This window comes from Sulfidibacter corallicola (assembly GCF_017498545.1).
GTDB lineage: Bacteria > Acidobacteriota > Holophagae > Acanthopleuribacterales > Acanthopleuribacteraceae > Sulfidibacter > Sulfidibacter corallicola.
The window spans coordinates 3423193-3436070 of record NZ_CP071793.1 but is presented as its reverse complement, the minus strand read 5'-3'; the positions used below and the strand labels follow the sequence as shown (position 1 = coordinate 3436070).

At 59.9% G+C, this 12878-nt stretch carries 14 protein-coding genes; 1 reads left to right on the top strand and 13 read right to left on the bottom strand.

The genetic code is table 11. From position 1 onward, the window contains the following. Positions 1-106: 106 nt before the first annotated feature. From J3U87_RS09825 to J3U87_RS09780, 10 genes are all read right to left on the bottom strand, one after another. On the bottom strand, positions 107-1729 hold the full coding sequence (locus tag J3U87_RS09825; RefSeq protein WP_237382870.1) for a peptide ligase PGM1-related protein: 1623 nt from the start codon (positions 1727-1729) through the stop codon (positions 107-109). Positions 1730-2033: 304 nt separating this feature from the next. Then, positions 2034-2486, bottom strand: a complete 453-nt coding sequence (locus J3U87_RS09820; RefSeq protein ID WP_237382869.1) for a DUF420 domain-containing protein — start codon at positions 2484-2486, stop codon at positions 2034-2036. Between the two features lie 235 nt (positions 2487-2721). Then, the gene (locus tag J3U87_RS09815; RefSeq protein ID WP_237382868.1) at positions 2722-3189 is read right to left on the bottom strand and encodes a hypothetical protein; all 468 of its coding nucleotides are present in this window, start codon (positions 3187-3189) and stop codon (positions 2722-2724) included. Beyond that, entirely contained in the window at positions 3189-3575 is a 387-nt protein-coding gene (locus tag J3U87_RS09810; RefSeq protein ID WP_237382867.1) for a response regulator, read from the bottom strand. The genes J3U87_RS09815 and J3U87_RS09810 overlap by 1 nt, the downstream gene beginning before the upstream one ends. Next, the gene (locus tag J3U87_RS09805; protein ID WP_237382866.1) at positions 3572-4462 is read right to left on the bottom strand and encodes an HDOD domain-containing protein; all 891 of its coding nucleotides are present in this window, start codon (positions 4460-4462) and stop codon (positions 3572-3574) included. The genes J3U87_RS09810 and J3U87_RS09805 overlap by 4 nt, the downstream gene beginning before the upstream one ends. Further along, on the bottom strand, positions 4459-4950 hold the full coding sequence (locus J3U87_RS09800) for a chemotaxis protein CheD (RefSeq protein ID WP_237382865.1): 492 nt from the start codon (positions 4948-4950) through the stop codon (positions 4459-4461). Before J3U87_RS09800 ends, J3U87_RS09805 begins: the two co-directional genes overlap by 4 nt. A gap of 388 nt (positions 4951-5338) precedes the next feature. Then, positions 5339-6286, bottom strand: coding sequence for an RluA family pseudouridine synthase (locus J3U87_RS09795; protein ID WP_237382864.1), 948 nt, complete (start codon positions 6284-6286; stop codon positions 5339-5341). Between the two features lie 83 nt (positions 6287-6369). Then, the gene (locus J3U87_RS09790) at positions 6370-7209 is read right to left on the bottom strand and encodes a prolipoprotein diacylglyceryl transferase (protein WP_237382863.1); all 840 of its coding nucleotides are present in this window, start codon (positions 7207-7209) and stop codon (positions 6370-6372) included. 92 nt (positions 7210-7301) lie between these two features. Then, positions 7302-7772: a signal peptidase II gene (locus J3U87_RS09785; RefSeq protein WP_237382862.1), complete on the bottom strand. Its 471-nt coding sequence runs from the start codon at positions 7770-7772 to the stop codon at positions 7302-7304. 14 nt (positions 7773-7786) lie between these two features. Further along, positions 7787-8134, bottom strand: a complete 348-nt coding sequence (locus J3U87_RS09780; RefSeq protein WP_237382861.1) for a hypothetical protein — start codon at positions 8132-8134, stop codon at positions 7787-7789. A gap of 282 nt (positions 8135-8416) precedes the next feature. Here J3U87_RS09780 and J3U87_RS09775 point away from each other — a divergent pair, with 282 nt between their 5' ends. Beyond that, a complete protein-coding gene (locus tag J3U87_RS09775) occupies positions 8417-9037 on the top strand; it encodes a PepSY domain-containing protein (protein WP_237382860.1) in 621 nt (206 codons plus the stop codon). 13 nt (positions 9038-9050) lie between these two features. Here J3U87_RS09775 and nusB read toward each other — a convergent pair whose 3' ends face one another. The 3 genes from nusB to J3U87_RS09760 all read right to left on the bottom strand — a co-directional run bounded on the left by nusB (position 9051) and on the right by J3U87_RS09760 (position 12409). Next, positions 9051-9599 (bottom strand): transcription antitermination factor NusB, encoded by a 549-nt coding sequence (gene nusB, locus J3U87_RS09770; protein WP_237382859.1) that lies wholly within the window; start codon positions 9597-9599, stop codon positions 9051-9053. Positions 9600-9802: 203 nt separating this feature from the next. After that, positions 9803-10813, bottom strand: a complete 1011-nt coding sequence (locus J3U87_RS09765; protein WP_237382858.1) for a formyltransferase family protein — start codon at positions 10811-10813, stop codon at positions 9803-9805. 282 nt (positions 10814-11095) lie between these two features. Beyond that, positions 11096-12409, bottom strand: a complete 1314-nt coding sequence (locus tag J3U87_RS09760) for a PhoH family protein (RefSeq protein ID WP_237382857.1) — start codon at positions 12407-12409, stop codon at positions 11096-11098. Positions 12410-12878 lie beyond the last annotated feature (469 nt).

Here is a 12878-nt window from a genome sequence, read left to right as displayed (position 1 = left end):
GCCGGCGCCAGGTTGAATTGCGAATGACAATCGAAGGATTCGTTGACCCTGGCGTCCGACCGGCCACCCCGTGGGGATGGCCGCCGCCGGTGACCGCCGGAACCGTTCAAAATCCCGTGTAGAGCGAGATCGACTGGGGTGCACCCAGGTAGAACGCGGTGCGGTGTTTGCGGACCTCCGGCACCGCCTCGTTGTCCAACACCTCAATGGTGCGCTGGTGGAGCCGCTTGGTTTCCTCGCGGGTGTTGGCGATACAGGTAATGCCCAATTTTCCGAATTGGCTCATCGAACCGAACATGTGAAACGCCACCCCGTCCTGCTCGAAGGTGTGGTAGTGCAGGTCGTGGAACACGGCGACATCGATCAAGTCCTCCGGTCCCATGCCCACGTACTTTGAATCCAGTAGGTTGTCGGTGGCGAGGTAGTATTTTTCCTGGCCCGAGGTGGAGACGTAGATGCCCTTGTCCTCGTCGTAATCGCCGTCGATCAGGAACTTCATCATCAGGAACGGATGGGTGGTTCCGCCGCGGCGCAGGTTGATCTCGATGGCGTAGCGTTCGAAGCCGTTGGGGGTGGGGACCACGATGAAATCCACCGCAAAACGCCCGATCACGCCCTTTTGACTGAGCACCTGGGCCACCTTGCGGCCGTCCTCCTGCAACACCTTGCGGTAATCGCGGCGCGCCGGAAACCAACAGCCCATGAACATCTGGCCCGTGGGGCCGCCCATGATCTGGTCGTGGGTGGAAATCACCTGGGGTTCGCCGATGGCGTTGACGCGTGCCTGAACCGAGGGCGAATCCTTGTTGTCGCCTTCGATGAAGGTTTCGACGATCCCGCGCAGTTTGCGGAACTGGCACTCGAAATGGGGCCAGGTTTCATCCTTCGCTTCGAATTTCAGGTTGTGCAGCGCGGCGGCGATGATCTCTTTCCGTTCATGATTGGATTTGTTCTGGTGGTCGCGCAAGGGACGATAGTCGAACATTGCGTTGCCCTTGCCGGAGAACCCTTCGTTCAACTTCACCACCGCTTTGTTGATCCTGGGATTCTTTTGCCACAATTCGTCCAGTGCGCCGACGATGTCGTCCTGGCCGCCCAAGTCTTCGAAACCTTCCGGGACCGGGATGCCCGCGTCTTTGAGGATCCGACGGCAACCCGTTTTGCTGCCCAGGTAGTGAAGCGCCGGATCGGTCCCGTAGACCGGAATCCCGAGTCGAACGGCCAGGGTGCGTTCCAGCGGGGTGGTGTTGAACACCACCAGGTGGGCGCGGTCCGGATCGCCGATGTTCTTGCGGATGCGGTCGAGCAGCCAGGGGCTTTCCAGAATCTTTTGGGTCAGCGGCTTGGGGCTGGTGTCGCTGCAGTCCAACATGATCAGGCGCCGCATGGCGTGGCCGAAGGGAACCCCGGTCAGGAAGTTGAGATAGTACTGGGTGATGATCGGGTGGATCCGGGTGGAGGAGACGAACACGATTCGGGTACGAGGCCGTTTGAGCAGCATCAGCATACAAAGCAGACGCTCCTCGTAATACATGTGGCCCTCGACCTTGGAGAGCTCGGCCTGATCCAGCGACAGGGAAGGGATGACCACGGTCGTATGGGGCACCTTGCGATCTTTCGCAAGACGCTGATAAATGTTGGGAAGCTTGGCCATTAACCGGTGGAAGACGGCAATTTCTTCGTCCGAACCTGGAGACGGAAAAGCCCTGTCGGTGGAGTAATCGACCATAAACGGCTCCTAATTGTCTGGTGGTGTTGTACCTTGCCAAAAATTCTAGCGAGTTGGCGAAGAGAACACAACCGAGAACCTGGAGCGGATTTGGGTTGGACCGGCTTGGTTGGCTCGAGAAGGGCGTTCGCCCCTGCGCCGGCGAGAACCGGCTCGGCGATCGAGACGGCCGAAGTTGCGGCGGATTCGGCCGCGCATCACTGCCGGCTCGGATCGATCGATTTTGGCGTGAATGAATGAAGTCTGGTAACTGGAGCTAGATACGAAAAGCCACGGTCCCGGTCGGACCCTGCACTGCCGGGCCTTACAATCTGCCGAACATGCCGATGAGGATGATCGTGGCGGTGAATAGCCCGCAACCGGCCGAGCCCAGGCAGATCTTGCCCAGACGTCCGTGCAGTTTGCGCTTCTTGGCCATGATTTCCGAGAGCTTGTCCTTGAACAGGGTGTCCTTGAACTGGTGGGAAAGCCAGCGCGCCCAGATGCCGGTCACCAACATCAGGCCGATGAAGCCCTCGTGAATATAGAGCGTGTACAGGTATAGGCTTTCCCAGGCCGTCTTGTCTTCCCGACCCAGAACCAGGACCTTGACGACGTAGGCGGCTACGAAGAACAGGATGAGATTGCAGGCGATGTTCATCAAGGTGCGATGCAAACCGTAATCGCCGCGTCGCACCGCACGATACCCACGCACGGCAAATAAAATCGCCACTCCGGTAATGAGGTAGGCAAATCCCCAAAAAATAAAATTGTACATCTAAGGCCAGTTCTCCCTTTTTTCACTGGATCGATTCATAGCGCGGGCGGGTCCCGTTCGGAGCCGATTACCCTCGGAGAGTCGGTCGTCATGACCGTTACGGTTGCGCCGTAACGCCTTCTGGCACCGCATCCGGCCCACCATACCACTTTCGTACCTGGTTGCGAAGTCCCCGAGGTCGGGGAATCGCAAGCCCTTGGAACGGGGGCTCCACACCCCCGAAGACACCGCGAATTCAGGCCAGCCTTTCCAAGACGCAGTGGACCTGATATTCCTCGACTTCAAAGTTCAGCAACACCCGATCCTCGGCCGGAGTAAGCAATTCACTCAACTGGTCGCGATCCGGATCGTGGGGCAACCCGATGATCATGTCCTTCTTTTCCGGAGCCAGTTTCGACTGGAGGTGTCCCGCCACCGTGTTGCAGATTTCCCGCACGAAATCGTGCAGGATCAGATCGGTGACCGCCGCGCCCGACGAGGCCGTTTCGAAAAACTCGCCGAGTTGTTCCGAGGAAATGGCCAGCAGAAAGCGGAAGTGCAACGGGTCGGGCAGATCGATGTAGGATGCCAGGACGTGGCCGGGAAGCTGAATCGGCTCCATGCTCTGCTCGCGGCTGAACACTTGAGCGAACGCCAGTCCCTCGAACGTTTCGGAAAGCGCCTGCTCGACGGTATCGATCACTTCTTCATCTTGAATATCCATCAGGATTCCTCTTGTTTCGAAATGGCTTGGATTGCCTCGTTGAGGACGTTGGGGGAGATGGGTTTGCTGATTACGTAATTGGCGCCGTACTTCATGAAGGCTTCCTGGTTGTCCTTGTTCGCCGCGCTGGAAATGATGATGACGGGAATCTGGTTCAGCCTGGGAGAGGCCTTGAGACGGCGAATGAAGGTGCGACCATCCATCACCGGCATGTTCATGTCGGTCACGATCAGGTCGAAACTCGATTCCTTGAGTTGCTCCAGGGCTTGGCCGCCGTGATTGACTTCCACGAATTCCGCTTCGTGCAGGCCCACGATCTGAAGATACTGTTTGATGATCATGCGCGCGGCTACTGAATCGTCGGCGATCAGGATGCGCTTAGTCATGGGTGCTTCTCTCCATTCCCGTCCGTCAGCCCCATGGCCCGCTGGAATTCCTCGTCGATTTCCAGGAGCAACTTGGGATAGGTGACCAATTCCCACTGACGATCTCGTTTGATAAGTGTATCAACCACCGGATCGAAAGCGTAAGCCAAACTGTCGATTTCAGTTGCAGACCCAGTCATCATCGCGAACATGTCGCCGAAATGGACGGCGAGGCAGAGATCCCGATGCTCTTGTGGCGCCTCGCTCGGACGGTGGTGATATCTGATGGCGGTTTCAAGGGACGGCGGCAGGTTCCAGCGTTTCGCCAGGGTTGCGCCGATTTCCGGATGTGTCAGGTCGAAGAGCGTCTTTTCGAGAACGAGGAAATCTTTATTGGGTTGGTCTTTGAGAGTTTGGCGGGCTTCGTCGATGCGGCTGCCGAGCAGGTCCGAGAGTACCACCTTGCCGATATCGTGCAGCAAGCCGGCGGCATAGGCCTCCTCGGCCTGACGCCCTTCGAACAGGAACCGCATCATGCGGCGGGCGCCGATGGCGGTGCGCAGGCTGTGGCGGCGAAACTCGCCGATTTTGGCCTGGTAGCCCTCCAGCGGATGTTTCAACACTTTTTGGAGACTGGTTTCCAAAGCGATGCTGTAGATGGTTTCCGAACCGAGCAGGGTCACGGCACGGCGGATGTCGGTCACCTGATCTTCTTTGAACCCGTAGATGGGGGCGTTGATCTGTTTCAGGCAACGGGCGGCCAGGGTGAGGTCGGTCTCGATCAGGGCGGCCAGTTGGTCCGTGTCGTAATCGCCGTTGGCCAGCAGATCGATGATGGCCAGGGTGGCGTTGGTGAAAGGTGGAAATTGGTCCAACTTCTCCATGGCTTCCCGAGTTCGATCGTTCATAGCTCCCACCTCCCGCGGCCTGGCGACTGTATGAACATGCGGCCGGTGTCGACCTCCACCCATACCGTTCGCGAGAAGCTGCCGCCCACATCCTCGGCGATGGCGGCCATGTGGTTCTTCCACAAGGTCTTGCGGCAAGCCAGAATATTGCGTTTACCGATGTCGAACGTATTGTTCTCTTTCATGACCGCGGCGCCGCCCGCCAATTTGATGACCAATTCTCGAGGAGACTTCACACCGAGCTTCTTAAAGGCATCGAGCAGGGCGGGAATGCCGCTGTCGGCAAAGTACCCTGGCACGGTTTCGGCCTTTTGTCGGTCGATTTTGGAATCGGGAAGGACGATGTGCACCATCCCGACCGCCCGTAAACGGGGGGCCACGGCGATGACCCCTACGCAGGATCCGAGCGCCATGGTCTTGATGGTTTCACCGGCCGTTTTCGAGGCGTAGATGCCCCCGAGACCAACCAGATGCATGTTTTCTTTCATGAACACGTTCCCACAGGATCGTTTGACAAATGGGCTCCGAACCTACCCGGCAAGGTCGTCCTGCGGACGCAAAGCCATTTGGAAACCGGTTAGGGCGAATCATCGATCGTCGGTTTGTCGTTCTGGAAACCCAACGATAGATCCTATCGGCCAAAGTGCTCAGGAATTAAAAAATGGGGGGTGGTGCCTCGAAGCGGTCGCGAGACCCGGTGTGTGTCAGTGAAAAAACAGGCGCTCAGGGGAATTTGCGTGAGAGCCAATGGCGAAACATTTCCGACTCGAGCGTTCCCGAAGAAGCCGTCCTTCGAACGGGATTCGCGGTGGTGTTCACGCGGCCGCGGTCCACCCGTGGAAATGGCGTAACGTGTTCAGGGAACGGTGGTTCCGCTCAATAGGGCCATTTGGCCAGGGCGGCGGCGCAGGCCTCGAACGCCGGGGGCGGCGCCTGTTTGAACGTCATTTCACGGCCGTCGACCGGATGGGCGAACCGCAACATGGCGGCGTGCAGCATTGGATAGTCGGGCATGGCCTCGAACTGTTTGGCCAGGTTGCGGTGGCGGTTGCGGCCGTACAGTGCGTCGCCGACGACCGGATGACCGACGTGGGCCAGGTGGACGCGAACCTGGTGGGTTCGGCCGGTAAGGATGTGCACGTTGACCTTGGCCGCTTCGCCGAACGGCTCGGCCACCTTGTAGCGCGTCTTGGCGTAACGGCCGTTGGCCACATCGGCCGCCATCATGTAGCGCAGGCGGGGGTGGCGACCCATGTGGGTCTCGATTTCGCCCGCGGCCGGTTCGGGAATCCCCCAAACGAGCGTCTGGTAGACCTTGGTCACCTCGTGATTTTGCCACTGCTGTTGCAGTTTCTGATGGGCGCGGTCGTTCTTGGCGACCAGAATCAGGCCGGTGGTGCCTTTGTCCAAGCGGTGAACGATGCCGGGGCGCATGTCGCCGCCACGGGTGGCCAGGTGCTCGAAGTGATAGGCCAGGGCGTTGACCAGGGTGCCCGAATAGATGCCGGCGCCGGGGTGAACCACCATGCCGGCCGCCTTGTTCACGAGGATGATGGCCTCGTCCTCGTAGAGGATTTCCAGCGGGATGTTTTCCGGTGTCACCGTTTCCGGCGGCGTTTCGTCGGGCACCGAAAGCGACAACTCTTCGCCGCCGTGGAGTTGGAAAGAGCTCTTGCGCACCTTGCCGTCGACGGTGACGAGGCCCTCTTTGCACCAGCTCTTGACCTTGGTACGACTGACTTCCTCGAGCATGTCGGTCAAATAGCTGTCGAGTCGCTCCGGATGCTCGAGTTCCGGAACCAGGAAATATTCTTCTGCGTTCACGTGTCGCTTCCTTGAGGTGCACGCGTCCGGCGTGTCGACGGTGTCGTCGAGATCGGGTCCGCACGCGTTTGAATGGGTCTGCTCTATCCGTTCTTTTTCTCGGCCAGGCGAGGTGAAGCCTTTTCGGTGGTCGCGTTTCCGGCGGGTGCCTCGGCGGTGAACGGCTTGCGGCGCTGGAACTGATAGAGAGCCACCGCCAAAACGATACCGCACAAGGCAATCAATTGGGAAGTGCTGACCGTGCCGCCCAACCAGATGCCGCGCACCGAATCGCCGCGAGCGAATTCCAAGAGACCACGCGTCAGCCCGTAGAGCCCGAGGAAGGAGGCCAGCACCTGGCCGTGAAACTGACGGTGCCGCAGGATGGTCCGCAGGATCAGGAACAGAACGATGCCGTTCAGGATGGCGAACGGCTGGACGGGGAACAGGCCGATGTCGGCCGGCGCGGAGCATTGCGGGTGATCCGGGAAGTGCAACGCCAGCGGCCCGTCCCAATGGGCGCCGTAACAGCAGCCAGCCAGCAGGCAGGAGATCCGGCCCAGGCCGATACCCAGCGCCAGGAAGGGGACCATGGTATCCAGGGTCGTCCAGAACTGGAGACGGTGGCGCCGAATGAACCAGATCACACCCAGTGCGCCGCCGATCTGGCCGCCGTAGATCACGCCCGCCGATCGCAATAGCGTCCAGAAACCTTTTGGATTGTCGAGAAAATCCGGGAACTCCACGACGACCAACAACAGCTTGGCACCGATCAATCCCCACAACAGGCCGGTCACGGCCGCATCGGTCATTTTTTCGGGATCCAGTTTCATGCGCCCGGCTTCGCGACGCAGCAGCCAGGCCGACACCAGAAAGGAAGCCACAAGGGCCACACCGTAGGACGGAACTTCGAAACCAAACAGGGTGAATAGGATGGGGTGCATGGAATACCTCTCGGATCATCGGCTCGGAAACGATGGGCGGCTGTCGGAGCCATGGCGCGTGCTGTCGAAACCAACAACGCGTGTTCGGGTGGTCATTCCCCTTGCGGCGATTGTGTCTGCATGGACGACTTTTCCAGGAAGAGATCGGAAATGATCAGAAGCCCGCCTGACAACAGCATGACATCGGCGAGATTGAAAATAGGCAGAATCGGAAATTCGAGGAAATCGGTGACATATGCGTAACGTATCCGCTCCCAGGTGTTTCCCAGTGCGCCGCCGAGCATGAGACTCAACCCCCAGCGGCGGCGTACCGCGGTGTCCGGGGTGATGACGGCCAAACCCACGAGCAGGAGGACGGCCGCTGACGAAAGCCATGTGGGCCAAGCCGACCCGGGCGTTGCTGAACCGATCCAGAGTCCGTGGTTGTGAACCAAATTGACGCGCAGAAAACCGGGAATCAGGGGCACTACACCGCCGTGGATGCCTGCCGCCCAGGATTTAGCGCCCTGGTCGAGCAGCCACCACAGCGGGATCCATAGGTAGGGGAAACCGAACCCGCGCACCTTTGAATGGTGACTCAGTCTTCGCCCAGCGTAGCGAGGTGTTCGTTGAGAATCGATTCGATTTTAGTGAATTCGTCTTCGTCCAGCTCACTGAACGCACTTTCTTCGTCTTGGCGCATTACGAAGAAAATACTTTCTTCGCCGTAGTATTGATCGAATTCTTCCTCGGTCATGTTGTTGAGATTGTCGAAATCTTCGAGCAGGGTCATCACTGCGTAGGTGTGGCCCTCTGCGGGAAAGCGGCTGATGATGACGAATTCCTCGGTTTCACCGCCTTGATCTTCCATTTCGACGACTTCGAATTCCTGTTCGTCGTCCTCGTCGCCAGTCTCGGGATTTTTTTTCTCAAGATTTTCTGCCATGGCTTTCGTCCTAATTCGGCCACGAGTGCCGAGAAATTGCGATTCCGGAAGCAAGGCGTCGAACCTCGATCCGAGTGCCGCGCTATGCCGGGTCGCTTGGAAGCATAGCCCATGGGTTTTGCTTTCTACAAGGTGAATCGCGTGCTATGAAACAAGAATCGTCGAAACCGGGGTTCCCGTCCCCGTCGGGTCGCATGGGCCTTGTCGCGCGGATGTGCCGCGCGGGCCGAGGCATGTATCGATGAATGGGTTTCGAACTCGATGAAGCATGGTGGGAATGTCATGAATGTCATGAATGTCATGAATGTACGCAAGGCTCATCGCTGGATGGGCATCACGCTGTTGTTGCCGTTTCTCGGATGGTCGTCGACCGGATTCGTCTTTTTCCTCAAGCCGGGCTATGGGGCAGCCTACGACATGCCGACTCCGACGACCTATCCGCTCGAATCGATACCGGCACTGCCCGCACTCACGGACGCCGGCGAGATTCGCCTGATTCGCACCGTGCTCGGGACCCACCTCTTGGTGCACTCGAACGGAACTTGGCGTCATCTGCGTGCGGAGACCGGCCAGGCCTGGCAGCCGTCGCCCGAGGAGCTGAAGGCGCTGGTGACAGATGCGCTGACCCGTCATCGCGAGCGCTACGGACGCGTGGTGGAGGTCGAGGGACAAACGGTGGTGACCGATACCGGGGTGCGCATCGAGGTGTACTGGTCGACCCTGAGCATGTCGCAAAAAGGGGCGGACACGCGTCTGATCAACGCGCTCTACGAGATCCACTACCTGCGCTGGACGCAGATTCCGGTGTTGGATCGGTGGTTGGGCCCGCTGGGCCTGCTCTTGGTTCTGGCGATGGCCGTGACCGGAGCGCTGCTTTTACGTGCGCCGCGATCCGGGACCTGAGGATCCGAAGCCGTTATTCGGTCTCTTCGGCGGTGGCCTGGGCCTTGTCCTCGTCTTCGTCCTCGAAACCGTGATCCAGGCCCGGGGCGGGCGGTTCCTCCGCTTGGGCGGCGCGTGCCGCCGAACCGTTCGTTTCCGGAGCGTTTTCGAAATCGGAGACGTTCTTGGCGCACCAGGCGTGCAACACGCCGTTGATGAAGGTGGGGCTCTTGTCGGTGCTGAACATCTTGGCCAGGGTGACCGCTTCGTCGATGACCACCCGCCAGGGGACTTCCGATTTGCCCGAGACCAATTCGAACAATGCCAGCTCCAGGATGATGCGGTCCAGGACCGCGATGCGGTCCAGCGTCCAATTCTTCAGATAGCCCTGAATCTCAAAGTCCAGTTCCTGGCGACGCTCGATCACGCCTTCCGCCAAACGGCGACTGAAGACCCGGGTGGTTTCGTCGGCGTTGATGTTCCTCCAAAAGTGCTCGAGCACTTGATCCAGGTCGTATCCGGTGAACTCTTGCTGGTAGATCATCTGGACGGCAAACTGGCGCCCACGGCTTCTGCTGGACATGAGTAACCTCGAAGAAAGCGGGAGAACATAAGGCTGGATTGCGGATCGGTGTCGGGGCTCAACACCACCACGGGACTCATCAGTCTAGCCGTGGTGCGTGGGAATCGCAACCAAAAGGGGCGCGCCGGGAGCGTCCACGAGGCACAGGGTGAGTCAGGCCACGGCCCGGTTCAGGCGGACGGCTCGGGGGGAATCGCCTTTCCCTAATCCCTGACCCCCCGCCACATGGCGAGTACGGTCTTGCGATCGGCCAGATGGTCCCCGGGCCGGATGTGCTGGCGCAGGATCAGCGGCGACATCCAGAACGGGTGGCCGAACACGCGAACGCCACTCAGTTCGGTCCACTCCCCGCCCAGCATGGCTCGAATGCGCGTCCAGCCCACTTCCAACACCGTCCCGTCGATCGGCGGCACCGACAATTCCTCCAGCGCCTTGGTGCTCGGCGTGATCCGACGCATGCCGTGAAACTCCAGGACGCGGCCGTTGCAGGCCGTCAGCCGCGAATGGTGGGACTGGCAGGCCAGCGTGCGGCGGCGGGACACCTCGAATGCCGCGCTGGGTTCCAGGGTGCGCATGTGCTGCCGGAACCGCTTGGCGTGGGTGGGCTCGCCGCTTTGGGGCGAACCCTCGGGGTGGGCGACCATGGCGCGTACGGCGGTCGGCAGCGATTGGTGGATCGCCCGCAACAGACGTGCGTAATGGGCGTCGTAAGCGGCGTTCGGATCGTAGCGCAGGGAAACCGTGTGGTACAGGTTGCCGGCGTCCATTTCCGGAGCCAGGCGGTGGTAGCTGATGCCGAACCCATCGCTGGCCTCGTCGATGATGGCGAACAGGGGATCGGCGCCGCGCAGTCGCGGCAGCAGGGAAGGGTGGATGTTGCAGGCCCCGGCCGGAAAGCACTCCAGCACTTTTGACGAGATGAGCCGCGGCCACCCGAAGACCACCAACATCTCGGCGCGGATTTGGCGCAGGAAGGCGCGGATGTCGCCGTCTTCCAGACGCTTGGTGATGCGCAGGGGAATGTCGCGGCGCTTGCAGGTCTTCAGGATATCCCAACCCAACAGGTCGAACAGGACCAGGTGGCGATTCAGGCCCGCCCTTCGGTACACACCCTGATAGGGGGAAATCACGCCAACCACTTCGTGACCCGATTTTTCCAGCGATCGGACCGCCCCGCCCGCGAGGCGCTCACCTGTCGCCAACACGATCCTCATGCGCTTCGTCTCCGTGTGGGACTGGTTCTCCTCGCGAAAAGGTCTCGATCCAGGTGGCTGGTGGGCGAGGTGGTCCCTTGGTGGTTTTTCTCGGTGCGTTCGCGGAATGTCACCGATCGCTCCCAGGTCATCGACCGCTTTGCGACGCCCCGATTCCGCGGCGGAGCGACGTGTCGGTCTCTCTCGTGCGGGCTCCCGTGACCGGCGTGATCGCGAGCCCGCGTGCGGAACCGCTCCATACCCGTGGATCGGTTCCGCCTCGATCGTCGGCCGATCGGAGAATCAGAGCAGGTTGCTCGCGGCTTCGGCCAGTTCCGAGCGCTCGCCGCGATTCAGGGTCACGTGGCCGTAGATGCCGTGGTCCTTGAAACGCTGAACCAGGTAACTGATCCCGTTGGTGGAGGCGTCCAGGAAGGGGTGGTCGATCTGGTTCGGATCGCCGGTGAGCACGATCTTGGTGCCGTGACCCGCCCGTGTGATGATGGACTTGATCTCGTGCGGGGTCAGGTTTTGGGCTTCGTCCACCAGCATGTACTGGTTCGGAATGCTGCGGCCGCGCATGTAGGTCAGCGGCTCGACGACCATCCAGCCCTTTTCGATGAAGTACTCGTAGGTCACCTGGCCCTTGCCGAAATCTTCGGCGTTGCAGTGCAGGATGTACTCGAGATTGTCGAAAATCGGCTGCATCCAGGGACGGATCTTTTCGTCGATGTCGCCGGGCAGGTAACCCAGGTCGCGCCCCATTGGGTGGATCGGCCGGGAAACCATCAGGCGGTGGAACTTGGCCTCGTCCACGACGATTTGAAGCCCCGCGGCCAGTGCCATCAGGGTTTTGCCGGTTCCGGCCTTGCCCACCAGACTCACCAGTTGGATGCGCGGGTCCAGCAGCAACTCGATCGCCAGGCGCTGTTCCAGGTTGCGCGGGCGCACGCCCCATACATCGCGGATGTCGGGCAGGGGGGTCAGCAGACCGCTGTCCGGGTCGATGCGCGCAACCAAGGATTTTTCCTGGTCTTCCTCGTGAATGATGTTGAAGAACTGGTTGACGAAACTGTTCTCGGGACGCGCCACGCTGTTGCCTTCCATCAACGCCGCGAATTCGTCGCCGTTCAACCGCATGTCTTCGTAGCCGGTGTACAGCTCGTTCAGTTCGACCTTGTCGTTGGAATAATCTTCCGCGGGAACGCCCAGGGCGTCGGATTTGATGCGCAGGTTCACGTCTTTGGTGACGAGAATGGTCTTGCGGTCGGGATACTTTTTCAAGTAGTGGACCGCCACACCCAAAATCCAATTGTCGTTGTTCATCGACGACGATCGCGGTTGGTTGCCGAGGCTGATGTCTTCCGACACCAGTGCGGCCTTCAGGGTGCCGCCGCATTCGAGGCGAACCCCGTCGCTCAGGCGGCCTTTCTCGCGTTCCTTGTCCAAATACCGCGACACCATGCGGGCGTTACGACCGACTTCCGATTGATCGCGCTTGAATTTATCGACTTCCTCGATGACGACCAAAGGAACGACGATCTCGTTTTCTTTGAATTTGTATATGGCCATGGGATCGTGAAGCAAAACGGTAGTATCGAGTACAAATGTCTTCATAGGGTGGTTGTGTCCTTGTGAATAAACCTTCCATCGCCTGGGCCGATGACGAAGCGGCAGGCTGGGTCGGGCGCGATCGAGGCACCCGGGAAGTCGCGATCATGAGGATGAACAGCATGATGGGACCGGCACCACACGACGGAACGAGCCGCTCGGGACTGCTGCGTCTTCGACGGTACCTCATGGATTGTGCGCGCCTTGCGGCAACGCGTGGCCGCGCTGAATTCAGGGGCGGCCACCGCAGCTTTCGAAATCAAAACGATGCTTCGATGTGAGCCGTGACGTGAGCCCAAATCCCTGTCGTGGAGGGGGTAGTGTTGGGTTGTCGAATCCCGAAACGCGAATGCGCTGTGTTGACGGGCATTGGCGGTTGTGGGGAAACGTCCGGCTATGGCTCGGGTTTTGACGTAGGCGGAGTTCATGCCGCATCATCCCTTCGTCGTAGCCTTTCCCAATTTTGGAAAAAGCC

Coding starts and splice junctions, on each gene's coding strand:
- J3U87_RS09825 (WP_237382870.1), bottom strand. CDS start 1,729: ATGGTCGATTACTCCACCGACAGGGCTTTTCCGTCTCCAGGTTCGGAC.
- J3U87_RS09820 (WP_237382869.1), bottom strand. CDS start 2,486: ATGTACAATTTTATTTTTTGGGGATTTGCCTACCTCATTACCGGAGTG.
- J3U87_RS09815 (WP_237382868.1), bottom strand. CDS start 3,189: ATGGATATTCAAGATGAAGAAGTGATCGATACCGTCGAGCAGGCGCTT.
- J3U87_RS09810 (WP_237382867.1), bottom strand. CDS start 3,575: ATGACTAAGCGCATCCTGATCGCCGACGATTCAGTAGCCGCGCGCATG.
- J3U87_RS09805 (WP_237382866.1), bottom strand. CDS start 4,462: ATGAACGATCGAACTCGGGAAGCCATGGAGAAGTTGGACCAATTTCCA.
- J3U87_RS09800 (WP_237382865.1), bottom strand. CDS start 4,950: ATGAAAGAAAACATGCATCTGGTTGGTCTCGGGGGCATCTACGCCTCG.
- J3U87_RS09790 (WP_237382863.1), bottom strand. CDS start 7,209: ATGCACCCCATCCTATTCACCCTGTTTGGTTTCGAAGTTCCGTCCTAC.
- J3U87_RS09780 (WP_237382861.1), bottom strand. CDS start 8,134: ATGGCAGAAAATCTTGAGAAAAAAAATCCCGAGACTGGCGACGAGGAC.
- J3U87_RS09775 (WP_237382860.1), top strand. CDS start 8,417: ATGAATGTCATGAATGTCATGAATGTACGCAAGGCTCATCGCTGGATG.
- nusB (WP_237382859.1), bottom strand. CDS start 9,599: ATGTCCAGCAGAAGCCGTGGGCGCCAGTTTGCCGTCCAGATGATCTAC.
- J3U87_RS09765 (WP_237382858.1), bottom strand. CDS start 10,813: ATGAGGATCGTGTTGGCGACAGGTGAGCGCCTCGCGGGCGGGGCGGTC.
- J3U87_RS09760 (WP_237382857.1), bottom strand. CDS start 12,409: ATGAAGACATTTGTACTCGATACTACCGTTTTGCTTCACGATCCCATG.